The organism is Bacillus sp. 275 (assembly GCF_001999205.1).
Classification (GTDB): Bacteria; Bacillota; Bacilli; order Bacillales; family Bacillaceae; genus Bacillus; species Bacillus velezensis.
The window spans coordinates 1,232,852-1,256,012 of record NZ_CP019626.1 but is presented as its reverse complement, the minus strand read 5'-3'; the positions used below and the strand labels follow the sequence as shown (position 1 = coordinate 1,256,012).

General features: G+C 48.6%; 20 protein-coding genes. 16 read left to right on the top strand and 4 right to left on the bottom strand.

Annotation, left to right across the window (positions count from 1 at the left end; genetic code table 11):
• The first annotated feature begins 43 nt into the window (after positions 1-43).
• Positions 44-943, top strand: coding sequence for an SDR family oxidoreductase (locus BZ167_RS05835; RefSeq protein ID WP_007609985.1), 900 nt, complete (start codon positions 44-46; stop codon positions 941-943).
• A gap of 46 nt (positions 944-989) precedes the next feature.
• On the opposite strand, the gene BZ167_RS05830 is transcribed toward BZ167_RS05835, so the two are convergent.
• On the bottom strand, positions 990-2,057 hold the full coding sequence (locus BZ167_RS05830; protein WP_062623265.1) for a tetratricopeptide repeat-containing glycosyltransferase family 2 protein: 1,068 nt from the start codon (positions 2,055-2,057) through the stop codon (positions 990-992).
• A gap of 158 nt (positions 2,058-2,215) precedes the next feature.
• On the opposite strand from BZ167_RS05830, the gene BZ167_RS05825 reads away from it, so the two are divergent.
• From BZ167_RS05825 to BZ167_RS05815, 3 genes are all read left to right on the top strand, one after another.
• A complete protein-coding gene (locus BZ167_RS05825; RefSeq protein ID WP_062623266.1) occupies positions 2,216-4,105 on the top strand; it encodes an ABC-F family ATP-binding cassette domain-containing protein in 1,890 nt (629 codons plus the stop codon).
• A gap of 191 nt (positions 4,106-4,296) precedes the next feature.
• Positions 4,297-4,719, top strand: coding sequence for a MerR family transcriptional regulator (locus BZ167_RS05820; RefSeq protein ID WP_003155658.1), 423 nt, complete (start codon positions 4,297-4,299; stop codon positions 4,717-4,719).
• Between the two features lie 63 nt (positions 4,720-4,782).
• Complete coding sequence (locus tag BZ167_RS05815) at positions 4,783-5,967, top strand: MFS transporter (protein WP_007408959.1); 1,185 nt, start codon at positions 4,783-4,785, stop codon at positions 5,965-5,967.
• A gap of 44 nt (positions 5,968-6,011) precedes the next feature.
• Here the strand turns inward: BZ167_RS05815 and BZ167_RS05810 are convergent, their stop codons facing one another.
• Positions 6,012-7,568 carry an ABC-F family ATP-binding cassette domain-containing protein gene (locus BZ167_RS05810; protein WP_012117051.1) on the bottom strand — a complete coding sequence of 519 codons (1,557 nt, stop codon included), beginning with the start codon at positions 7,566-7,568 and terminating at the stop codon, positions 6,012-6,014.
• A gap of 171 nt (positions 7,569-7,739) precedes the next feature.
• Between BZ167_RS05810 and BZ167_RS05805 the strand changes: the two genes are divergently transcribed.
• Both BZ167_RS05805 and BZ167_RS05800 read left to right on the top strand, forming a co-directional pair.
• A complete protein-coding gene (locus BZ167_RS05805; RefSeq protein ID WP_015239365.1) occupies positions 7,740-8,870 on the top strand; it encodes a DEAD/DEAH box helicase in 1,131 nt (376 codons plus the stop codon).
• A 71-nt stretch (positions 8,871-8,941) separates the two neighbouring features.
• Complete coding sequence (locus BZ167_RS05800; RefSeq protein WP_062623267.1) at positions 8,942-9,388, top strand: GNAT family N-acetyltransferase; 447 nt, start codon at positions 8,942-8,944, stop codon at positions 9,386-9,388.
• A gap of 51 nt (positions 9,389-9,439) precedes the next feature.
• On the opposite strand, the gene BZ167_RS05795 is transcribed toward BZ167_RS05800, so the two are convergent.
• Complete coding sequence (locus BZ167_RS05795) at positions 9,440-10,459, bottom strand: NADP-dependent oxidoreductase (protein ID WP_015239367.1); 1,020 nt, start codon at positions 10,457-10,459, stop codon at positions 9,440-9,442.
• 128 nt (positions 10,460-10,587) lie between these two features.
• Positions 10,588-10,938, bottom strand: coding sequence for a DUF3212 family protein (locus BZ167_RS05790; RefSeq protein ID WP_050515827.1), 351 nt, complete (start codon positions 10,936-10,938; stop codon positions 10,588-10,590).
• 191 nt (positions 10,939-11,129) lie between these two features.
• On the opposite strand from BZ167_RS05790, the gene BZ167_RS05785 reads away from it, so the two are divergent.
• The 10 genes from BZ167_RS05785 to BZ167_RS05740 all read left to right on the top strand — a co-directional run bounded on the left by BZ167_RS05785 (position 11,130) and on the right by BZ167_RS05740 (position 23,080).
• Positions 11,130-11,477, top strand: a complete 348-nt coding sequence (locus BZ167_RS05785; RefSeq protein ID WP_003155650.1) for a YflT domain-containing protein — start codon at positions 11,130-11,132, stop codon at positions 11,475-11,477.
• Between the two features lie 163 nt (positions 11,478-11,640).
• On the top strand, positions 11,641-12,906 hold the full coding sequence (locus BZ167_RS05780) for a pectate lyase (protein ID WP_033574969.1): 1,266 nt from the start codon (positions 11,641-11,643) through the stop codon (positions 12,904-12,906).
• Between the two features lie 124 nt (positions 12,907-13,030).
• Positions 13,031-14,467, top strand: a complete 1,437-nt coding sequence (locus BZ167_RS05775; RefSeq protein ID WP_015417012.1) for an anion permease — start codon at positions 13,031-13,033, stop codon at positions 14,465-14,467.
• 106 nt (positions 14,468-14,573) lie between these two features.
• Entirely contained in the window at positions 14,574-15,272 is a 699-nt protein-coding gene (locus BZ167_RS05770; RefSeq protein ID WP_031379289.1) for a hypothetical protein, read from the top strand.
• Positions 15,273-15,386: 114 nt separating this feature from the next.
• Positions 15,387-17,303: an NTTRR-F1 domain gene (locus BZ167_RS05765; protein ID WP_033574970.1), complete on the top strand. Its 1,917-nt coding sequence runs from the start codon at positions 15,387-15,389 to the stop codon at positions 17,301-17,303.
• Between the two features lie 183 nt (positions 17,304-17,486).
• Entirely contained in the window at positions 17,487-19,091 is a 1,605-nt protein-coding gene (locus tag BZ167_RS05760; RefSeq protein ID WP_033574971.1) for a sensor histidine kinase, read from the top strand.
• Entirely contained in the window at positions 19,088-19,768 is a 681-nt protein-coding gene (locus BZ167_RS05755; protein WP_015417016.1) for a response regulator, read from the top strand. The genes BZ167_RS05760 and BZ167_RS05755 overlap by 4 nt, the downstream gene beginning before the upstream one ends.
• Positions 19,769-19,780: 12 nt before the next feature.
• Entirely contained in the window at positions 19,781-20,743 is a 963-nt protein-coding gene (locus BZ167_RS05750; RefSeq protein ID WP_033574972.1) for a tripartite tricarboxylate transporter substrate binding protein, read from the top strand.
• Positions 20,744-20,935: 192 nt separating this feature from the next.
• Entirely contained in the window at positions 20,936-22,234 is a 1,299-nt protein-coding gene (locus BZ167_RS05745; RefSeq protein WP_015417018.1) for an Mg(2+)/citrate complex secondary transporter CitM, read from the top strand.
• A 51-nt stretch (positions 22,235-22,285) separates the two neighbouring features.
• Positions 22,286-23,080, top strand: coding sequence for an MBL fold metallo-hydrolase (locus tag BZ167_RS05740; protein WP_033574973.1), 795 nt, complete (start codon positions 22,286-22,288; stop codon positions 23,078-23,080).
• Positions 23,081-23,161: the final 81 nt, after the last annotated feature.

The following is a 23,161-nucleotide window of genomic DNA, read 5'->3' as shown; positions in this document are numbered from 1 at the left end:
GTACACATACGAATACATCACCAATGATAAAGGAGAGTCTTGTATGTCTGATGCAAATCTGCACAACCCGCTGACGAAATATGATCATGATGAATTTCCAAAACAATATCAAGAACCGCCCGGTTTGCAAAAAGAGATGAAGCCTGTGCCGGACTGCGGTGAAACGAGCTATAAAGGAGCCGGCAAGCTGAAGGGAAGAAAAGCCCTCGTCACCGGCGGCGATTCAGGTATCGGCCGGGCCGCCGCGATTGCTTATGCCCGGGAAGGGGCGGATGTGGCGATTAACTATCTGCCTGAGGAACAGCCGGATGCTGAAGAAGTGAAAGCGTTAATTGAAAAAGAGGGAAGAAAAGCCGTTCTGCTGCCGGGAGATTTAAGCGATGAAGCGTTTTGCGGAGAATTGGCGGAAAAAGCGTATCAAGAGCTTGGCGGTCTTGACACGCTCGCTCTTGTCGCCGGCAAACAGCAGGCAGTGGATGATATCAGCGATCTTACTACAGAACAAATCTATCAAACATTTGAAGTCAACGTATTCTCGCTGTATTGGCTCGTCAAAGCCGCGCTTCCGTATCTGCCGGAAGGCGCGTCTATTATCACGACAACGTCCGTAGAAGGTTATAATCCAAGCCCGATGCTGTTGGATTATGCCGCGACGAAACATGCCATTATCGGTTTTACCGTCGGCTTAGGAAAACAGCTGGCGAATAAAGGAATCAGAGTCAACTCGGTAGCGCCGGGGCCGATCTGGACGCCTCTGCAGATTTCGGGAGGACAGCCCGGTGAAAACATTCCGAAATTCGGCAAGGAAACACCGGCCGTTCCATTAAAGCGCGCCGGACAGCCGGCGGAGCTAGCAGGGATTTATGTCTTTTTGGCCTCAGAAGAATCGAGCTATGTGACATCCCAGATTTACAGTGTAAGCGGAGGAATTCCGACAGCGTAATCAATAAGGAGCTGCCCTTCATACGGGGCAGCTCTTTTTTTCGATGTTATGTGCCGAGCACGTTTTGATTATACAGGACACTCGGATGTGACGGATGATAGGAGGCGGCTTTGTCGTTATGAATCTTCGCTTTTTCTCTGTCGCCGAGCTGCCAGTGGCAGACGCAGAGCTGCAGATGGGGATACCAGGTGGAATATTCGAGCTGGGTAAAGCCTGCATCACTGCTTTTGGCGGATAGGGCGAGCTCATACCAAAACACACCCTGCAGGTATTGCCGTTTCTCCGCAAAATAGTCGCCGAGCCTGCAGCAGAACTCCGGCCGCGGACAATCGATCAGAAATGATTTTAAGAGAGACGTCATGGCGGCCTCTTCATGGCCGACCGCCCTGTAGCAATCGGATAGATATTGGCACGTTCTGATCTCGTCTTCGATCCAGCACTGTTTTGTGGAAAGAAAATGGTGATAATACGTGATGGCGCGCTGATACTGGCCGTGATCCTTTAATTCATTCGCGAAGTAAAACAAATCGCGCGGTGTCATCGTTTCACTGTTTTCCGCCATTTTCTCATAAATCTTCAAGTTGCGGTCTGAGGGAGGCGAGTGCTTTTTCTCGGATTTCCGGTGTGTGACGGCAATATCGGTTTCTATGATGTTTCCGTATACTTCAAGATACTCATGCACGGCTCCGATCCAGCGGAACCCTTTTTCACGCTTGACGAGTCGGTTGCGGCGGTATCTGAAGCTGACCTCTCCCCGTGCATCAAAGCCGACGTGATAATACATGGATACCGCGTCCACCTCTTTTGTAAGCGACGCCTTCAGTTCAATCAGCTTTTCACGGTCCTTTTCCGTCAATATATCGTCGGCGTCCAGCCACAGAATATAATCCATTTCCGCTTTCGAAAACACAAAGTTACGGGCGGCCGCAAAGTGATCGATCCATTCAAAATCATAAATCTTATCCGTATAACGGGCCGCGATTTCTTTCGTCCGGTCGGTCGAGCCCGTATCAGCAATCACAATTTCATCCGCAATGTCTTTGACGGAATCAAGACAGCCCGCAAGCACTTCCTCTTCATTTTTCACGATAACGCACAAACTGACGCTGATCATGTCATCACCTCTTCACCTCCAGTGTATAAAAGGAGAGGCGGAAACATTCTTCGGACAAAATGATCTCTTCCAAGAAATTTGTCTGTCCTTTTACTAGTTTTATTCCAGCGCCTGATTTAAAATGAACACATGAACTTACGTGAGGATTGATAGGGACCATGAGCATCATAAAAGCGGAAAACCTTTATAAAACATACGGAGATAAGACATTATTCGACCATATCTCCTTTCATATTGAAGAGAATGAAAGAATCGGTTTAATCGGCCCGAACGGAACGGGGAAGTCTACGCTTCTGAAAACCATTGCCGGCCTTGAATCAACGGAGGAAGGCGAGATTACGGCCTCAGGAAACGTGCATATTGAGTTTTTGCATCAGGACCCTGATCTTCCGGCCGGACAAACCGTTCTTGAACATATTTATTCCGGCGGATCAGCCGTCATGAGAACGATGAGAGAATACGAAAAAGCGCTTCAGGCGCTGAATGAAGAACCGGAAAATGACCAGCGCCAGAAACAGCTGCTTGATGCGCAGGCCCGAATGGACGCGAATGATGCGTGGGAGGCGAATACGTTAGCCAAAACGGTTTTAACCAAACTTGGCGTCACCGATCTGATGAAGGATGTCAGCGAGCTGTCCGGCGGCCAGAGAAAGCGCGTCGCGATTGCGAAAAACGTCATCCAGCCGGCTGACCTGCTCATTTTGGATGAACCGACAAACCACTTGGACAATGAAACGATTGAATGGCTGGAAGGCTACTTATCGCAATATCCGGGCGCCGTTATGCTTGTCACGCACGACAGATATTTTCTGAACAGGGTGACGAACAGAATTTACGAGCTTGAGAGAGGCAGCCTTTATACGTATAAAGGAAACTATGAAGTATTCCTGGAAAAACGGGCCGAACGGGAAGCGCTGGCGGAGCAGAAAGAAACAAAACGTCAAAACCTCCTGCGCCGCGAATTGGCGTGGCTCAGAAGAGGGGCGAAAGCGCGCTCGACGAAACAAAAAGCGAGAGTGGACAGAGCGGAGGCGCTCAAAGAGCAAAAAGGGCCGGCAGTCTCCGGATCACTCGATTTCGCGATCGGCTCCCACCGTCTCGGAAAACAGGTGATCGAAGCCGATAACGTCACCATTACCTATAACGGCCAAGCGCTGATCAGCCGGTTTAATGAGCTTGTCATCCCGGGGGAACGAATCGGCATCATCGGGCCGAACGGAATCGGGAAAACGACACTTTTAAACAGCCTCGCCGGCAGAATTCAGCCTGACAGCGGCAATATCACCATCGGGCAGACGGTCCGGATCGGCTACTACACCCAGGACCACAGCGAAATGAACGGTGATATGAAAGTCATTGAATATATAAAAGAGACGGCTGAAATCGTCAAAACGGCGGAAGGCGATGTCATCACCGCGGAACAAATGCTTGAGCGTTTTCTGTTCCCGCGTCCGATGCAGCAGACGTATATCAGAAAGCTGTCGGGCGGGGAAAAGCGCCGTCTGTACTTGCTGAATGTACTGATGCAGGAACCGAATGTGCTGTTTTTAGATGAGCCGACCAATGATCTGGACACGGAAACATTAAGCGTGCTCGAAGATTATATCGAACAGTTCCCGGGCGTCGTCATCACCGTATCCCATGACCGCTATTTCCTTGACCGCGTCATTGACCGCCTGATCGTATTTGAAGGACAAGGCGTCATTTCCCGTTTCCAAGGTTCGTACAGTGAATACATGGAATACGCAAAAGCGAAGAAGACGGCGGTAAAACAGCCGGCCGAAGAGAAAAAGGCGGAGGAAGAGCCGAAGAAAAAGCGCAAAAAGCTTTCATATAAGGATCAGATCGAATGGGACGGCATCGAAGACAAAATCGCCGGCCTTGAAGAAAAGCATCAGCGTCTGGAAGCGGAAATCGCTGAAGCGGGAAGTGATTTCGGAAAGATTCAAGAACTGATGGCCGAACAGGCAAAGACGGCTGAAGAGCTTGAAGCGGCGATGGAGCGCTGGACCGAATTGTCACTGATGATTGAAGAACTTGAGAATTAAGAAAAGCCGGTACGGCCCCCGAGAAAGATGGCGGGTCATACCGGCTTTTTTTATCTTACACAGATGTCTCCCGGCGCTTTAAAGACAAACGTTTTGTCCAAGCAAAGTTTATCAAGCATAAAAAGTTAACGTTTACGTTAAGGTTCAAATGGTGTATAATAGAAACAGATACGACAAGAGGGGGATTCACCTTGGAATGGATGAAGATTGATCAAGTTGCCAAGCGAAGCGGATTGACAAAACGAACCATTCGTTTTTACGAGGAGATTGGTTTGATTCCTGCTCCTAAACGGACAGAAGGCGGCGTCCGGCTTTACTCTGAAGATGATATGGAGGAGCTCGAAAAAGTCACCAGCACAAAAGAAGTGCTCGGTTTTTCCCTTCAGGAGCTTCAGCAGTTTATGGAGATGAGCCGTCAGCTGGAATTAAACAAAGAGGGGTACTTGTTGTCACTGGATCCGAAGGAACGGAAAGAAAAGCTGGAAGAGATTCAGCACGCTTTGAACCACCAGCTTGAGATGATTGATGAGAAGATCAGCACATTTCAGCATTTTAAAACGCGCCTTAACGGAATGAAAGAAAAAGCTGACCGCGCCATTCAATCAATCGAATGATTTTGCTGTAAACGCTATGGATATAGCGTTTCTTTTAATGGATGAAACAGGAGGTCTGGTCAAATGGATACATCATCACAACAGAAAACAGGCTTATTCAGCCAGCCGAAAGCAGTTTGGGCGGTTGCGTTTGCCTGTGTTATTTCCTTTATGGGAATCGGTCTTGTCGATCCGATTCTTCCGGCGATCGCCGCACAATTACATGCTTCACCTAGTGAAGTATCTCTGTTATTTACAAGTTATTTGCTCGTTACCGGTTTTATGATGTTTTTCTCCGGCGCGATTTCCAGCCGGATCGGCGCGAAATGGACGCTGCTTCTCGGACTTATTTTTATCATTGTGTTTGCCGCCCTCGGCGGAAGCTCAAGTTCAATCGCTCAGCTTGTCGGCTACCGCGGCGGCTGGGGGCTTGGGAATGCTCTCTTTATTTCAACCGCGCTTGCCGTCATTGTCGGGGTATCAGTCGGCGGCAGCGCCAAAGCCATTATTCTGTATGAGGCTGCGCTCGGTTTGGGGATTTCCGTCGGGCCGCTTGCCGGCGGAGAGCTTGGCAGCATCTCATGGCGCGCTCCGTTCTTCGGAGTATCTGTCCTTATGTTCATAGCGCTTTGCGCGATTTCACTCATGCTGCCGAAGCTGCCGAAACCGGCGAAACGCGTCGGTGTGTTTGATGCGATGAAGGCGCTCAAATATAAAGGCCTTTTGACAATGGCAGTATCTGCATTCTTATACAACTTTGGATTTTTTATTTTGCTTGCTTATTCTCCGTTCGTGCTGGATTTAGATGAACACGGCCTTGGATATGTCTTCTTCGGCTGGGGGTTATTGCTGGCAATTACGTCAGTCTTTACGGCGCCGCTCGTGCACAAAGCGCTGGGAACAGTGGGTTCGCTCGTCGTTCTCTTTATCGCGTTTGCGGTCATTCTCATCGTCATGGGGATCTGGACTGACCATCAGACGTTGATCATTACATGTATCGTTGTCGCCGGTGCTGTTCTCGGTATGGTGAATACGATCATGACAACCGCTGTGATGGGTTCTGCGCCGGTTGAACGTTCAATCGCGTCTTCAGCCTACAGCTCAGTCCGTTTTATCGGCGGTGCGCTCGCTCCGTGGATTGCGGGAATGCTGTCAGAACACTTCACCGCAAGCACTCCATATACAGTAGGCGGGATCGTCGTTTTTGTCGGCATGCTTGTCCTTCTCATGGGACGCAAACATCTCGCCGGAATAAAAGCCGGACATTAAGAAAAAAAAGGAACTTCCGCACAGGCGGGAGTTCCTTTTTGTGTTTACAGCACTTTCGTCGTCCAAGATTCACAATTCCATGTTTCCGTCGCGATATCCATGTAGAACTCGGGTTCGTGGGAAATCAGCAGAATGGAGCCTTTGTATTCTTTCAGCGCGCGTTTCAGCTCTTCTTTCGCATCGACATCCAGGTGGTTTGTCGGTTCGTCAAGCACGAGCAGGTTTGTTTCTGAATTGATCAGCTTGCACAGTCTGACCTTCGCTTTTTCTCCTCCGCTGAGAACGGAGACGCGGCTTTCAATGTGTTTGGTCGTCAGGCCGCATTTGGCGAGGGCGGCGCGGATTTCATACTGGGTAAAGGAAGGAAATTCGCTCCACACTTCTTCGATGCACGTATTGTTATTGGTTTCTTTCACTTCCTGCTCGAAATAGCCCGTGTATTGATGCTCGCCCCGTTCCACCGTGCCTTCCAGCGGCTGGATTTCACCGAGCAGGCTCTTTAACAGCGTCGTCTTCCCGATGCCGTTTGCGCCGTACAGGGCGACTTTCTGTCCGCGCTCCATTCTGAGATTGAGCGGGCGTGACAGCGGAGTATCGTAGCCGATGACTAAGTCCTTCGTTTCAAAAATGAGCTTGCCTGACGTTCTCGCAGGCTTGAAATGGAATTCCGGTTTCGGTTTCTCGGCCGCCAGTTCGATCATATCCATCTTATCAAGCTTTTTCTGGCGGGACATCGCCATATTTCTCGTGCTGACCCGCGCTTTGTTACGGGCGACGAAATCTTTCAGCTCAGCCACTTCCTGCTGCTGTTTTTTATAGGCGGCTTCGAGCTGCTGTTTTTTCACTTCGTAGACTTCCATAAACTGATGGTAGTCGCCGACATAACGAGTCAGCTCCTGATTTTCCACATGATAAATCAAATTGATCACGCTGTTTAAAAACGGAATGTCGTGAGAAATTAAGATGAACGCATTTTCATATTCCTGCAAATAGCGTTTCAGCCATTCAATATGCTGTTCATCAAGGTAGTTGGTCGGTTCGTCCAACAGAAGGATTTCCGGTTTTTCCAAAAGCAGCTTGGCGAGCAGCACTTTCGTCCGCTGTCCGCCGCTTAAATCAGTGACGTCGCGGTCAAGTCCGACATCCTGCAGGCCGAGGCCGCGGGCGATTTCTTCAACTTTGCTGTCAATCACGTAGAAGTCATTGTTTGTCAGGGCGTCTTGAATGACACCGACATCTTCAAGCAGCTGCTCAAGCTCATCAGGGTCCGCTTCGCCCATTTTGTTGTAAATCTCATTCATTTCCTCTTCCATCGCAAATAAGTAATGGAACGCATCTTTCAGCACGTCGCGGATCGTTTTTCCTTTTTCAAGCACGGTATGCTGATCGAGGTAGCCGACGCGCACGTTTTTCGCCCATTCAACTTTACCCTCATCAGGCTCAAGCTTCCCGGTAATAATATTCATAAACGTTGATTTACCTTCGCCGTTTGCTCCGATTAAGCCGACGTGCTCCCCTTTTAAAAGACGGAACGATACATTGTTAAAAAGCGCACGGTCACCAAAGCCGTGGCTTAAATCTTTTACGGATAAAATACTCATCATTACACCTCTATCGTTATCAGACACGCATTTTTTATCTTGTGTCTTTCTCATTTATGATTATAAAGGAGGAGACCGTTTGTTAAAAGGCTTGGAAGGAAAAAGAAAATTGCGTTTGGCGCTTGCATTTGAGATACTATGGAGTAGATTTTAAGAATTGAGGAGAACGACATGACCCAAACATGGCCATTTTTACAGCATACACAACCATTTATCGCCGAAAACTGGGAGGCGTCAGGTTTTCAGGAGCCGACCGTTATTCAGGAAAAAGCCGCTCAGGTGATTATGGAAGGGAAAGACGTCATCGCCGAATCCCCGACGGGAACGGGAAAAACATTGGCGTACACGCTTCCGGTTCTGGAGCGGATCAACCCGGAACAGAAACATCCGCAAGTGATCATTTTAGCACCGTCCCGCGAACTTGTGATGCAGATTTTTCAAGTGATTCAGGAGTGGATAAAAGGCTCTGATCTTCGCGCTTTGTCTTTGATCGGCGGAGCAAACGTGAAAAAGCAGGTGGAAAAGCTCAAAAATAAACCGCATATCATTGCGGGCACACCGGGCAGGGTGCTCGAATTGATTCAGGCGAAAAAGCTGAAAATGCATGAAGTCAAGACGATCGTTCTTGATGAAGCGGATCAGCTCGTGACACAGGAACACCGCGAAACGATGAAAAAAATCATTAAAACGACGCTGAAAGACCGACAGCTTTTAAGCTTTTCCGCTACGCTGCAGCCGGAAACAGAACAGGTGCTGAATACCATCGCACACGAACCGGCCGTTTTGAAAGTGGAGCGGAATACGGCGGAAAAAGCGCGCGTCACGCATCAATATCTCGTCTGCGATCAGCGGGATAAAGTGAAGCTATTGCAAAAGCTGTCACGGCTGAACGGCATGCAGGCGCTCGTGTTCGTCAGAGATATCGGAAATTTAAGCGTCTATGCGGAAAAACTCGCCTATCACCATGTGGATCTCGGCATCCTGCACGGAGAAGCGAAAAAAATGGAGCGGGCAAAGATATTATCAGCGTTTGAACGGGGAGAATTTCCGCTGCTTCTGGCGACTGACATTGCGGCGCGCGGACTCGATATCGATGATCTTCCGTACGTCATTCACGCGGACATCCCGAATGAAGACGGGTACATTCACAGATCAGGCCGGACGGGGCGGGCCGGTAAAGAAGGAACCGTACTCAGCCTTGTCACGCCGATGGAAGAATCCAAATTGAAAAAAATGGCCAAATCACTCGGAATTGAGCTGAAAGAGGCCGTTTATTCAGGCGGAAAACTATCTGAGAAATAAGAAACGGAGGGCGGGAAGCCCTTCGTTTTTTGTTGTAAAATAATAGAAAAGGTTCAGGCGGGGGCGGGAAGATGGTTTCAATAGACAGATTTCAAATATTGAAGGAACGTGAGCTGAAAATACTTGAACACTGGTTTAAGAACGATAATATCAGACGGAGAATGGATGCGATGCTGCCATTAGACGTGTGGTATGCACGATTGAGTAAAGATGAAGACGATACTGTCATTATGGCATATGACGGGGAGTGTCCGGCAGGCATGGTCTCTATAGAGTTTGTGGAGGAGCGGGCGTATATCGGATTGATCGTCAATCCTTTGTACCAGCTTCAAGGGTACGGAAAACAGATCTTGCAAAAACTGCTGACTGATCCTGGGTTTACCAGCGTACGGGAATGGGCGGCAAGCATCGAAAAAGGCAATCAAATCAGTTTAGCCTGCTTTCAAGCAGCAGGATTCACTTTGGAAGATACGGAGCCTGATGAAGACGGCTTTCTTACTTTGATTCTTCGCGGCTGATCCGAAAAAAAGAAAAGGAGGGGACAAAGCCCTCCTTTTTTCATCATCATGTTAACTTAGATCACTGACTTTGATGATCTGTTTGCCTTTGTTTTCTCCTTTAAACAGACCGAGGAACGCGTCAGGAATATTGCTGAATCCTTCCGTAATCGTTTCTTCATAATGAAGCTTTCCGTCCTTAAGCCATTCGGCCAATTGTTTCGCACCTTCGGAAAAGCGATCAGCATAATCACTGACGATGAATCCCTGCATCAGCGCTTTTGTTTTGATCAGCTTCGGCTGGACGCGGGGGCCCATGTCTTCTTCTTCACTTTCGGTATTGTACGATGAGATCGCTCCGCATACCGGAATGCGGGCGAATTCATTCAGCAGGTTTATCACCGCATCTGAAATCGGTCCGCCGACATTGTCAAAATAGACATCGACGCCGTCAGGACATGCCTGTTCCAGCGCTTTTTGAATATCATCCGCCGTTTTGTAATTAATGGCTTCATCAAATTGAAGCTCCTCTTTCAAATACGCGATTTTTTCATCAGATCCGGCGATGCCGACAACCCGCGCGCCTTTGATTTTGGCAATCTGTCCGACTGTTGAGCCGACGGCGCCCGCCGCGCCTGAAACGACGACGGTTTCGCCTTTTTTCGGACGGCCGATATCGAGCAGCCCGAAGTAAGCGGTCAGTCCGGTCATCCCTAAAATGCCGAGATACGCCTGGGCGGGTGCGATATCCGTATCCAACTTGCGGAGGGCGGACTCGTTGACGGCTGAATATTCCTGCCACGCGAGATTTCCGATCACAACATCTCCTTTTTTCAGCTTATCGCCGTCTGTCAGAACCTCGGCAATCACTCCGCCTGTTATGGCTTCATCTAAAGCGAACGGCTCTACATATGATTTTGTATCCTGCATCCGTCCGCGCATGTACGGATCAACGGACACATAACTCGTTTTCACAAGCACTTCGCCGTCTTTCGGTTCGGGCACGGCAATCGTTTCAAAGCGGAAATCGTCATGGGCGGGAACGCCTTTGGGGCGTCTTGCCAATTGAATTTGCTGCTGATGATTCGGCATACTGAATCCTCCTTCAAGATAAGTGGTTGTTCCAAATGTAACACGAACCATTTCCCGAATACAAAATCAAACCGTCCGCCGGCAACAAAAAAAGAAGGGCCCGGGCCCTTCTTTCCTTATATGCGTATTTAAAAGAATAACCGGTACACATCGGTGTTTTTCTCATGTTCCAAATATTCATAGGCATTCGTTTTTGAAGAATGAAGCATGTCAGCGGTAATGACGGGCTGAAGCGCGGTCAGATAAGAACCCAGCTTATTTTCAATTTCTTTCGGCAGAACGGATTCGATATCACCGATATTGATAATGATAGAGAAAACGAAATCGATATTAATATGAAAAGTATCTTCAGCAAAGACCGTAAGCTCTTTTATTCCATCCGGGCAGCGGGTATGCCGGCGGAATACCTGCTTCACTAAATCACTGACAACCCAAGCGTTAAATCGCTGTTCCGGTGAAAAGTAATGAATAGGAACCACCTCCCTGCTTAATCGGCTCATGAAGATTTTTATTTTTCTGATAAATGTAGCTTTCCCTACTGTAACATGTCCCGCCGGAAAATATCCAGCGACAATCTGCCCGTTTTTTCCCGGAACTCTCTTTCTTTTGTTTGACCTTTGGTTGAGCGGGTAAACATCCAATATACAAAAACAAAAGGGAGGACTTATCAATGAAACCGGTAGTAAGAGAATATACAAATGATCAAAAACTGATGCAGGACGTAAAAGAGCTTCAGCAATTGGGTGTCGCAAAAGAAGACGTATATGTGCTTTCTCATGATGACGACAGAACGGACCGCCTGGCAGATAATACTGATGTCAATACCATCGGAGCGAAAGAAACGGGCATTAAACACGCGGTCGGCAATATGTTTAATAAAAAAGGCGACGAGCTCCGCAACAAAATTCATGAAATCGGCTTTTCAGAAGAGGAAGCATCACAATTTGAAAAGCGCTTAGATGAAGGAAAAGTTCTTCTGTTTGTCACGGATAACGAAAAAGTAAAATCATGGGCGTAAGCTGAACAGATCCCAAGGGGTTTTCGGTCCCTTGGGATTTTTTTGCGGTTTCCGCAATAAAACCGAAAGGCACATGCTGTACATTTTCGGTGCCGTTTCTCAACTGATTTGATAGAATTCAATTGTAATAAATTGGAATGAAAAATCAGGAGGAGCACAATTCATGAAAAAAATGTTATTTATGCTGGCGGTTTGTTTATGTATGATCCCTGCGGACGTCTATGCCGCTGACCTGGGACGGCAGACGTTAGGAACAAATGACGGCTGGGGAGCCGCTTCCGGCGGGACAACCGGCGGCGCGAAAGCCTCTTCATCGAATGTCTACACCGTATCAAACAGACAGCAGCTCGTTTCTGCATTAGGGGGAAGCGCCAACAGCACGCCGAAGATTATTTACATACAAGGCACAATCAATATGAATACGGACGACCGGAATAAAACGCTCGGCTTTAATGATTATAAGGATCCGGCATATGATCTCAACGCTTATCTGAAGGCGTACGACCCGGACAAATGGGGGAAAAAAGCGCCGTCAGGCACCCAGGAAGACGCCAGACAGCGATCTCAAAAAAACCAGAAAGCACGGGTCGTGATTGACATTCCTTCAAATACGACGATCATCGGTTCGGGTTCAAATGCCAAAGTGACAGGCGGAAGTTTTAATATAAAGAACGGCGTCGACAATGTCATCATCCGCAACATTGAATTTCAAGACGCTTACGACTATTTTCCGCAATGGGACCCGACGGACGGCAGCAGCGGCAACTGGAACTCGGAATATGACAATATCACCATTAACGGCGCGACGCACATCTGGATCGATCATTGCACCTTTAATGACGGATCGAATCCCGACAGCGGTTTTCCTTACTATTACGGGAGAAAATATCAGCACCATGACGGCCAGACGGATATAGCCAACGGGGCGAATTATATTACATTGTCCTATAATAAATATCATGACCATGACAAAGGCTCCGTCATCGGAAACAGCGACAGCAAGACGTCGGATGAAGGAAAACTGAAGGTGACCACTCACCATAACTATTACCAGAACATCGTCCAGCGCGCACCGCGGGTCCGGTACGGGCAGGTTCATATTTATAATAATTTTTACGCAGGCTCTAAAAGCGCCGCATACCCGTTCAGCTATGCGTGGGGCGCAGGCCACGCGTCAAAAATATATGCCCAGAATAATGTCTTTGAAGTGCCGGGACTGGCTGCTGATAAAGTCATCAGCGTCTTCAGCGGCGGAAAAGCGCTTCATGAAGACGGCACTCTTTTAAACGGCGCCGCAATTAACGCGTCAGCCGCCAACGGATTAAGTCAGTCCGTCGGCTGGACACCGTCATTGCACGGTTCCATCGGCTCATCATCAAATGTAAAATCAGATGTTATATCTAAAGCCGGGTCGGGTATATTAAAATAATAAACAAGAAGCACAAAGGAAAATATTCCTTTGTGTTTTTTAATTAACAAAAACGTTTATTAACTTAGTTAAGTAGTAAAATGGGATAGGGGATGGAAGACAACAAAATAGGAGGAGACCTGTAATGGCTTCAGAAAAAGACGCAAAAAAACAGCAGGCAGTAAAAATCATTCCTTTGCTTATTACTGTTGCTGTGGGATTAATCATTTGGTTTATTCCCGCGCCGTCCGGACTTGAACCTAAAGCATGGCATTTGTTCGCTATTTTTGTCGCAACAATTATCGGCTTTATCTCCAAGCCCTTGCCAATGGGCGCAATTGCAATTTTTGCATTGGCAGTCACCGCGTTAACGGGAACGCTATCTATTGAAAATACGTTAAGCGGATTTGGAAACAAGACAATCTGGCTGATTGTCATCGCCTTTTTTATTTCCCGGGGATTTATCAAAACCGGGCTCGGCGCCAGGATTTCTTACGTATTCGTACAACGGTTCGGGAAGAAAACACTCGGCCTTTCTTATTCACTGCTTTTCAGTGATTTAATTTTATCACCTGCCATTCCGAGCAACACGGCACGGGCGGGCGGCATTATTTTTCCTATTATCAGATCATTATCCGAAACTTTCGGATCAACGCCGGCAGACGGAACAGAGCGGAAAATCGGCGCTTTCTTATTAAAAACCGGTTTTCAAGGAAACTTGATTACGTCTGCGATGTTTTTGACGGCAATGGCGGCGAACCCGCTGATCGCCAAGCTGGCCCACGATGTCGCAGGGGTGGACATCACATGGACAAGCTGGGCAATCGCGGCCATTGTACCGGGATTGGCGAGCTTAATCATTACGCCGCTCGTCATTTATAAGCTGTATCCGCCGGAAATTAAAGAAACACCGGACGCGGCTAAAATCGCAACGGAAAAATTGAAAGAAATGGGTCCGTTTAAAAAATCCGAACTCTCCATGGTCATCGTCTTTTTATTGGTGCTTGCGCTGTGGATTTTCGGAGGAAGCTTAAATATCGACGCAACGACGACGGCCCTGATCGGATTATCCGTTTTGCTTTTGTCACAGGTATTAACATGGGAGGACATCAAAAAGGAACAAGGTGCATGGGATACGCTGACTTGGTTCGCGGCGCTTGTGATGCTGGCGAATTTCCTGAATGAGCTCGGCATGGTGTCTTGGTTCAGCGATATGATGAAATCATCTGTTTCCGGTTTTTCATGGATTGTGGCATTTATGATTCTGATTGTCGTGTATTATTACACGCATTACTTCTTTGCGAGCGCAACCGCGCATATCAGCGCCATGTATGCGGCATTTCTCGCCGTCATCGTGGCGGCAGGCGCTCCGCCGCTGTTGGCGGCGCTCAGCCTGGCGTTTTTCAGCAACCTTTTCGGTTCGACGACGCATTACGGATCAGGAGCGGCTCCGGTCTTTTTCGGAGCGGGTTATATATCGCAAAGCAAATGGTGGTCCATCGGCTTTATCCTGTCAATCGTCCATATTGTGACATGGCTTGTGATCGGCGGATTATGGTGGAAAGTATTAGGGTTATGGTAGAAGAAAAAAGGCAGACTCAGGTCTGCCTTTTTTTATTTCTGTAAGGAATGGGAAGGGCCTGCACATGATGACTTCAGTGCGAATAGAATATTGCCGGGGTGATAATATGAGCAGCGGCCGTAATCAATACATGATATTGAAACAGAAACCTTACAAATATATGAGCAGACATATGAAACGCCGGTATGAACAATTACCATGTGAACATGAAAGTCCGGAAACAGGGACGGAAAAACGGTTTCCGTCTTCAGATGAAGATCGATCTGCCTTGTGCGTACCCGGGCTGCGAGGTCCCGAAGGCAAAAGAGGACCCGCCGGCTCCCGCGGTCCGCAAGGGGAGGCGGGTCCGCCCGGTCCCCCGGGGCCTGAGGGGCCGCCGGGAGCGGTTCCTGCGGTAGCTTTTCAAAATACAGCAGAACTAATGACGATTCCGTTAGAAGGAACACCGATAAACGTGTTAAGCGCAGTGATAGCTGCGCCGACAGATCAATTGGTGAAAACGGATGCCGTCATACAAGTAAATGTGGAATTAGATCCGCTCGCGTCTCATTTCTCATTGGTCTTAGCTGTCGAGCTGCAAAGAAATGGCGTATCGATACAAACACAGAGACAAGAGAGGAACCTCTTTTCTTCAGGCGGGCAAATCATAGGAATTCCTTTTACGTACATCGACGGAATGATGGCGGATGAAACAGCCGCGTATCAGCTCTATTTATCCGTCCTTTCTTCGAACTACGTAACACAAGTCGCAGCGGCAAACCGCTCCCTCATTGCGACGGGATTCCCCATTCAAGGATCGGATTAAGGTGATGAAAAGAAATCACCTTTTTTATTTAGGTTGTCAAAACACAGCCCGTATTAATATGCTGTCTTAATAAGTAAGACGGTCAACAACGGGAAGGAGAGGGAAAAAGATTGAATGAATAATCCGATTATAAACGGAAGCTTTGAAACCGGCACATTAGCGGGGTGGAGTTCGGCAAATACCCAGATTAACAGTTTGTTTGCACATTCAGGGAGATATTCTGCGCAATTTATTGGAGCTCAGCCATATGCTTACCTCAGTCAAATCGTTCCCATTTCAGCCAAGTCAGTGACTCTATTCGTATCACTCGCAACGCTCGGAAATGAGCCAAGTCCCCAAGTCACTCTCCAGATCATCTATGTCAGCGCAGCAGGTGAACAAATCAGTTCCATTCAAGAAAATATCACACCCGGAAATTTGCCGAACGTGCTCTTTCACACATGGTCTGAAATCTATAAAACAAGCAGTGTGCCTTCTGGCGCGGCCTCTGCCGTCATTGTATTAAGTAAAGTTTCTTCCGGAACGGTTTTAATAGATGACGTTTCATTGGCGCAAACCGGGGGTGAACCTGGCGTAACAGGAATTACAGGTCCCACAGGAGTGACGGGTCCCACAGGAGTAACCGGAGCAAGAGGAGCGACCGGAGTAACTGGTGCAACGGGAGCAACTGGTGCAACGGGAGTAAGAGGAGCGACGGGTGTAACCGGCCCAAACGGAGTAACTGGTCCGACAGGAGTAACTGGAGCTACCGGCTCGACTGGTGTAACAGGAGCAACCGGAACCACGGGCTCGACCGGAGTGACTGGAGTAACAGGCTCAACCGGTGCAACCGGAGTAACCGGAATAACGGGCTCAACCGGAGTGACTGGTGCAACAGGATCGACAGGAGCAATTGGTTCAACCGGACCGACAGGCTCAACGGGAGCAACGGGAGCAACCGGCCCCATCGGAGCAACGGGTGCATCCGGGGCGACAGGCGCAACGGGAATAACGGGAGTAACCGGCTCGACCGGTCCAACGGGAGAGATCGGCCCAACCGGAGTAACGGGTCCAACGGGAGAGATCGGTCCAACTGGATCGTCAGGCTCAACTGGGATTACCGGCGCAACGGGATCGACAGGAGAAACAGGCGCGACTGGCTCAACAGGAGTAACTGGAGCAACGGGTGTAACCGGTTCAACCGGCGCAACCGGAGCGACAGGTACAACAGGCCGAACTGGTTCAACGGGAGAAACCGGAGCAACTGGAGTGACTGGTGCAACGGGGATAACAGGAGCGACTGGAGCAACCGGAACCACGGGCTCAACTGGAGTAACAGGGGCGATTGGAGCAACCGGCTCAACCGGAGTAACGGGTCTAACTGGTGTAACGGGCTCAACTGGTGTAACAGGAGCAACGGGATCGACAGGCTCAACCGGCACAACCGGTGTAACGGGAGTGACTGGGTCAACGGGGATAACCGGAGTAACAGGCGCAACTGGGATAACCGGAGCCACTGGGATCACCGGAGCAGGCGCGATCATTCCTTATGCTTCAGGTCTTCCCACTGCCGTGACGACCATTGCCGGCGGATTAATCGGAACGGTGAGCCTTGTCGGGTTCGGCAATTCTGTGACGGGCGTCAATGTCGGAGGGGGAGGCGCAATTGATCTTACCGGGGCTGGAGGAACTCTGCTGAACTTTGCTTTTTCTGCTCCGAGAAGCGGAACCATTACATCAATTGCCGCCTATTTCAGTACAACCGCAGCATTGTCGCTTGTCGGCTCGACTGTTACGATAACCGCACAACTATACAGTTCTACTGTGCCGAACAATACGTTCACGCCGATCCCCGGAGCATCCGTCACTTTAGCTCCTCCCCTCACCGGCGTATTGTCAATCGGCAGCATCAGCAACGGAATCACGACAGGACTGAACATTGCGGTAACTCCTCAAACCCGGCTGTTAATGGTATTCTCCGCCACTGCTACAGGCCTTTCGCTTATTAATACAGTGGCGGGATATGCAAGCGCGGGAGTTACAATTTCCTGATAGATTGCAGACTGACTTCGGTCAGTCTTTTTTATGTGTTATATCAATTGTGTAAAAGTAAATATATACCTATCATCACCTTTTTGGTAAGCCGCAAGAGAAAAAGATCACGAAAATTCTCAAAAATGAGAAATAAAGATTTAAAAAATGGTATGATTTTAGGAGGAAAGGACGGCTGGTGCTGTGTTGGAAGCGAAGCGGTTTTATGTCTCTCTGCAAATGAAAATCGCCGGATTAATTACGGCTTTATTAATACTTGTCATCGGAACGCTCACGGTTATATTTGCCTTTCAGCAATTAAAGGAAGGGCAGAAGCAGGCTGAACAGCTGGCGGTGCAAACGGCAAAAACCATTTCATATATGCCTCCCGTAAAAGAGGCGTTCCGGCTTGCGGATCAAGAGGCTTTTACAAAGTTAGATGTCATTGAACAAATGAAAGAACAGGCAGGCGTGCACGCCGTCTACATCACTGATCAAAAAGGGCATGTTGCATTTCATTCGGCCCGAAGCAGTATTCCGAAAGAAAATCAAAATCTGCAAAACAAAACCGTCATGTTCGGCGGGTCTCCGGTTTCCGACGGAATGAAGGCCGTCCGGGGAAGCGCCCCGGTTATTTTGGAGGAAAAAAATCATAACGAAGTCGTCGGAACGGTGACAGTCGAATTTCTACAAGATGAGATAGAAAAAGATATGAAAGCGCATCTGCGGCATTTAGGCTATTTTGCATGTTTGGTGTTTCTTATCGGCATCGGGGGAGCGGCGGCGCTCGCAAAAAGCATCCGTAAAGATACACTCGGCCTTGAACCGCATGAAATTGCAGCGCTGTACAGGGAACGCAATGCGATGCTCCTTGCGATGAAAGAAGGGATTATCGCCGTAAACAAAGAAGGCGCGGTAACCATGATGAATTTATCTGCGGCTGATATGCTGAATCTTCCGGAACCGATGATCGGAAGGCATATAAAAGAAATCATGCCGGGCGCAAAGCTCATGCCGGTGTTGGCAGGGGGAGAATTACCGCCGAACGTGGAGGTGCGTGCCGGAGATAAAGTATTTATCTTAAACGTGAAAGAAATGAAGCAGACCGGACAAGTATACGGAGCGGTGATCAGCTTCCGCGAAAAAACGGAGCTCAAGAAACTGATCAACAAGCTGACTGAAATGAAAAAATACTCGGAGGATCTCCGGGCGCAAACGCATGAATTCTCGAATAAGCTTTACGCGATACTCGGTCTGTTAGAGCTGGGAGAATATAATGAAGCCATTGAACTGATAAAAGAAGAGTACGCCATCCAGAATGAACAGCATGAAATCCTCTTTCAAAACATTCATTCACAGCGGGTTCAGGCCATACTATTAGGAAAAATGGGAAAGGCGTCTGAGAAGAAAGTGAAGCTTTCAATAGATGAAAACAGCTTTTTAGAATCGCTGCCGGAGCATGTGGGTTCATCCCAGCTCATTACGATCATCGGAAATCTTATTGATAACGCTTTCGAAGCCGTCGCCGAAAAAGAGAAAAAAGAGGTATCCTTTTTCATGACCGATATCGGCAGGGATATCGTCATCGAAGTGGCGGACTCAGGAGACGGCGTGCCTCAGGAAAAAACAGAAACGATATTTGAAAAGGGCTACTCTTCAAAGGGGACAAGGAGAGGATACGGCTTAGCCAATCTGAAAGAAGCCGTCAGTGAATTGCAGGGATCGATAGAGATTTCGCAGCAAAAGAGCGGCGGTGCTGTATTTACGGTGTTTATACCGAAAGAAAGGCCAAAGGGGGAATCGGTGTGATTAACATCGCGATTGCAGAGGACGACTTTCGAATAGCGCAAATTCACGAAAAATTTATCGAACATCTTGATGGATTCAATGTCATCGGCAAAGCAATCAATGCCAAAGACACCATATCGCTGCTTGAGAAACGGCAGCCTGATCTGCTGCTTTTGGATATTTATATGCCGGATGAGCTGGGGACAGATCTGCTCCCGCTTATCCGCGGCCGTTTTCCTTCCGTTGATATCATCATTATTACGGCTTCTGCCGAAACAAGGCTGCTGCAGGAAGCGCTCAGATCAGGCGTTTCCTACTATGTCATAAAACCGGTGTCGGCACATAAATTTACAGAAGTGCTTTTGCAGTACCGTGAAAAAAGAGAATGGCTGCACTCACAGCCGGAGCTGAGCCAGTCCGTGATCGACATGTTTTTCGGAAGCGGTCAGAAAGAACAAAAACAGCACAATGATCTGCCGACAGGCATTAATTCGATTACGCTTCAAAAAATCAAAAACGCGCTCAGGGCGTCCCAAAAAGGGATGACGGCTGAAGAACTGGGCGAAAAAATGGGCGCCTCCAGAACAACGGCGCGGCGCTACGCCGAGTTTCTCGTTTCTCGGGAAGAAGCTCTCGCTGAATTAGAGTACGGCATTATCGGCAGGCCGGAACGGAAATATTATTTAGCACATGAATAAGGGATGGGAGAAATGAAGCGGTTGGGAGTGCTTCTTGTCATGCTGGCGGCGCTGGTTTCTTTTGACGGACGGCAGATGGCGGGCATCCGTTCAGCTGAAGGGCCGGTTGAAATTGTCGTTCCGGCAGCGCCTCAAGGGGGCTGGGACGTAACGGCAAAAGCTTTGCAATCGGTAATAGAGCGGAAGCAAATATTAGGCCGGCCTGTTAAGATCGTCTATAAACCCGGCGGAGGCGGAGACAGCGGCTGGAAATATGTAAACGAACGAAAAACGGATGTCATCAGTATGAATTCAAGTCTGCTGTTAAGCAATGAAATTTTGGGACAAAGCCGGCTGAAGGCAGCTGATTTTACGCCTTTGGCCATTATCGCAAAAGAGTGGCAGATCGTCGCTCTTCCGAAGGATTCAAAGATAAAAAGCGGAAGGCGGCTGCTCGGCGATATTAAAGCACATCCGGGCGGCATAAAAATCGGATTTGCGCCCGGCCTCGGAAATGATGACCAGCTCTCCTTTGCGAGAGCGGCGGAAATGGCCGGAATTTCTCCATTTGATATCCGCTTTTTTCAATACGGAAGCAGCAATGAAGTCATTGAAGCTCTTATCAGTCACGAGATAGACGCCGCCTCAATGACCATTTCAGAAGCGAGAGACGTCTATCGGAAAGGGAAAATCACATTGGCGGCCGTTACGTCTGACAAAAGGCTCTCCGGCTTCAGCGATGTGCCGACATGGAAAGAGCAGGGGGTGCCGTTTGTCTTTGCGCACTGGAGAGGCATCATGGGGCCGAAAGACATGACCGAAGGCGAGATCGCCTATTGGGATCAGGCTTTGAAACAGATTACCTCATCTGCGGAGTGGAAGCAAATGTTGAAAAAACGGGATTGGGAGAGCTTTTATAAAAACAGCAGCGGCGCAAAACGCTTTTTAGAAGAGCAGACCGAGTTCTATAAAGAGATGATGAGCAGCGAAAAATAAGCCTTCCGCATATTTGCGGAAGGCTTTTGATTTATAAATGAACAAAATGAACGAAAAGGTTATAAAAAATTAAAAATCTTTAAAATCCAAAATATTTACTTCAATATCCAATTCTCATAAGATAGCAAAAAGGCGGATAAAGGGGATCGGGCCTTTAAAATGTAAGCGTATTCATAATAAGGGGGACATACTGTGTTAGCAATCTTAGGCTTTCTTATGATGCTTGTTTTTATGGTGCTGATTATGACAAAACGGCTTTCAGTGTTAACGGCGCTCGTATTAACGCCGATCGTGTTTGCGCTGATTGCCGGGTTTTCTTTTAACCGGGTCGGCGAGATGATGATCTCCGGCATTGAACAGGTGGCGCCGATCGCAGTGATGATTATATTTGCGATTCTTTATTTCGGCATTATGATTGATACCGGTTTATTTGATCCGATGGTGTCGCGTATTTTAAAGCTGGTTAAAGGCGACCCGCTCAAAATTGTAGTCGGAACAGCCGTTTTGACCATGCTTGTCGCACTGGACGGAGACGGCTCGACGACGTATATGATTACGACAAGCGCAATGCTGCCTTTGTATATCATGCTCGGAATCCGTCCGATTATTTTAGCGGGAATCGCCGGGGTCGGCATGGGTATCATGAACACGATACCATGGGGCGGCGCGACGCCGCGTGCGGCGAGTGCGCTCGGCGTTGACCCGGCAGAGCTGACGGGGCCGATGATGCCCGTCATCGCGAGCGGAATGGTGTGTATGATTGTGGTCGCTTATGTACTCGGAAGGATGGAAAGGAAACGGCTCGGGGTGATCGAATTAAAACAGCCGTCCCATACAAATGAAACGGCTGCGGCTGCGGAAGATGAATGGAAGCGGCCGAAACTGTGGTGGTTCAATTTACTGTTGACGCTTTCTTTAGTGGGATTTTTAGTGTCAGGAAAAGTGAATTTAACCGTGCTGTTCATCATTGCGTTTTGTATCGCGCTGATTGTCAACTATCCGAAACTTAACGATCAAAGGGAGCGCATTTCAGCCCATTCGAGCAATGTGCTTGCGATCGGTTCGATGATTTTTGCCGCAGGCGTGTTTACCGGAATTTTAACGGGGACGAAGATGGTTGATGAAATGGCCATTTCCCTCGTATCGCTTATTCCGGAACAGATGGGAGGTTTTATTCCGGCGATTGTTGCCTTAACGAGCGGTATCTTTACGTTTCTGATGCCTAATGACGCCTATTTTTACGGCGTGCTGCCCATTTTATCTGAGACCGCCGTGGCGTACGGTGTAGATAAGGTGGAAATCGCCCGCGCTTCGATTATCGGCCAGCCGATTCATATGTTAAGCCCGCTCGTGCCGTCGACGCATTTATTAGTCGGGCTTGCCGGGGTCACCATTGATGAACACCAGAAATTTGCGATGAAATGGGCGGTTCTTGCCGTTATCGTCATGACGGCCTTTGCGCTCATCATCGGCGCAATCACGATTTTTTAACATAAAACACCCGGTTCGTCGCACACTAAAGGCATCAGAGGAGGTGCCATGATGAGTGATCCGTTTATGCCGCTTTTTTCAGTGAGAAGCGGCGCCGGTTTTAAAGCGGCGGATGGCGTTTACGGACTGACCGTGCAGATTGCGAATGTTTACTTTATCGAAAGTCCCTCAGCTCCGCGGGAAATCATTCTGGTTGACGCGGGAATGCCTCAATCGGCGGAGATGATAACAGAAGAAATGAAACGCCGATTCAAAGAGGGGTATGAGCTGAAGGCGGTCATTTTGACACACGGTCATTTTGATCATGTCGGTGCGATTGAAGAACTGCTTGAGCTTTGGGATGTGCCGGTTTACATTCATGAAAAGGAGCTCCCGTACGTCACGGGGAAAGCGGATTATCCGCCTGCCAGGCCCGATGCGAAAAAAGGGCTTGTCGCAAAGCTGTCACCGCTGTTTCCGCGCCATACGATCCGCATTCCGTCCGTTCAGGCACTGCCTTCAGACGGTACCGTTCCGTTTCTTGAGGAATGGAGATGGGTGCATACGCCCGGCCACACACCCGGCCATATTTCATTATTCCGGGATAAAGACCGCGTGCTGCTTGCCGGTGATGCCTTGATCACTGTTGAACAGGAATCGCTTGCGGACGTTGTCATTCAAAAGCAAGAGCTTCACGGGCCGCCCGCCTATTTTACAGCGGATACGCAGACGGCGGCCGCATCCGTTCAGAAACTGGCGGAACTGGAGCCGGAAGCGCTTTTGACGGGTCACGGAATTCCAATGACGGGAAAAAACTACCGTGAGGATTTGCTTACACTGGCTGAAAAACTGCATTCCGTTTTGTGAAACACCTGCGAAAATCACAGGTGTTTTTTCTTTGCAGTTTCCAGTATGATACAAAAAAACCATTGTGTTCACACCTAAAAA

Coding starts and splice junctions, on each gene's coding strand:
- BZ167_RS05835 (WP_007609985.1), top strand. CDS start 44: ATGTCTGATGCAAATCTGCACAACCCGCTGACGAAATATGATCATGAT.
- BZ167_RS05830 (WP_062623265.1), bottom strand. CDS start 2,057: ATGATCAGCGTCAGTTTGTGCGTTATCGTGAAAAATGAAGAGGAAGTG.
- BZ167_RS05825 (WP_062623266.1), top strand. CDS start 2,216: ATGAGCATCATAAAAGCGGAAAACCTTTATAAAACATACGGAGATAAG.
- BZ167_RS05815 (WP_007408959.1), top strand. CDS start 4,783: ATGGATACATCATCACAACAGAAAACAGGCTTATTCAGCCAGCCGAAA.
- BZ167_RS05810 (WP_012117051.1), bottom strand. CDS start 7,568: ATGAGTATTTTATCCGTAAAAGATTTAAGCCACGGCTTTGGTGACCGT.
- BZ167_RS05805 (WP_015239365.1), top strand. CDS start 7,740: ATGACCCAAACATGGCCATTTTTACAGCATACACAACCATTTATCGCC.
- BZ167_RS05800 (WP_062623267.1), top strand. CDS start 8,942: ATGGTTTCAATAGACAGATTTCAAATATTGAAGGAACGTGAGCTGAAA.
- BZ167_RS05795 (WP_015239367.1), bottom strand. CDS start 10,459: ATGCCGAATCATCAGCAGCAAATTCAATTGGCAAGACGCCCCAAAGGC.
- BZ167_RS05785 (WP_003155650.1), top strand. CDS start 11,130: ATGAAACCGGTAGTAAGAGAATATACAAATGATCAAAAACTGATGCAG.
- BZ167_RS05780 (WP_033574969.1), top strand. CDS start 11,641: ATGAAAAAAATGTTATTTATGCTGGCGGTTTGTTTATGTATGATCCCT.
- BZ167_RS05775 (WP_015417012.1), top strand. CDS start 13,031: ATGGCTTCAGAAAAAGACGCAAAAAAACAGCAGGCAGTAAAAATCATT.
- BZ167_RS05770 (WP_031379289.1), top strand. CDS start 14,574: ATGAGCAGCGGCCGTAATCAATACATGATATTGAAACAGAAACCTTAC.
- BZ167_RS05765 (WP_033574970.1), top strand. CDS start 15,387: ATGAATAATCCGATTATAAACGGAAGCTTTGAAACCGGCACATTAGCG.
- BZ167_RS05750 (WP_033574972.1), top strand. CDS start 19,781: ATGAAGCGGTTGGGAGTGCTTCTTGTCATGCTGGCGGCGCTGGTTTCT.
- BZ167_RS05740 (WP_033574973.1), top strand. CDS start 22,286: ATGAGTGATCCGTTTATGCCGCTTTTTTCAGTGAGAAGCGGCGCCGGT.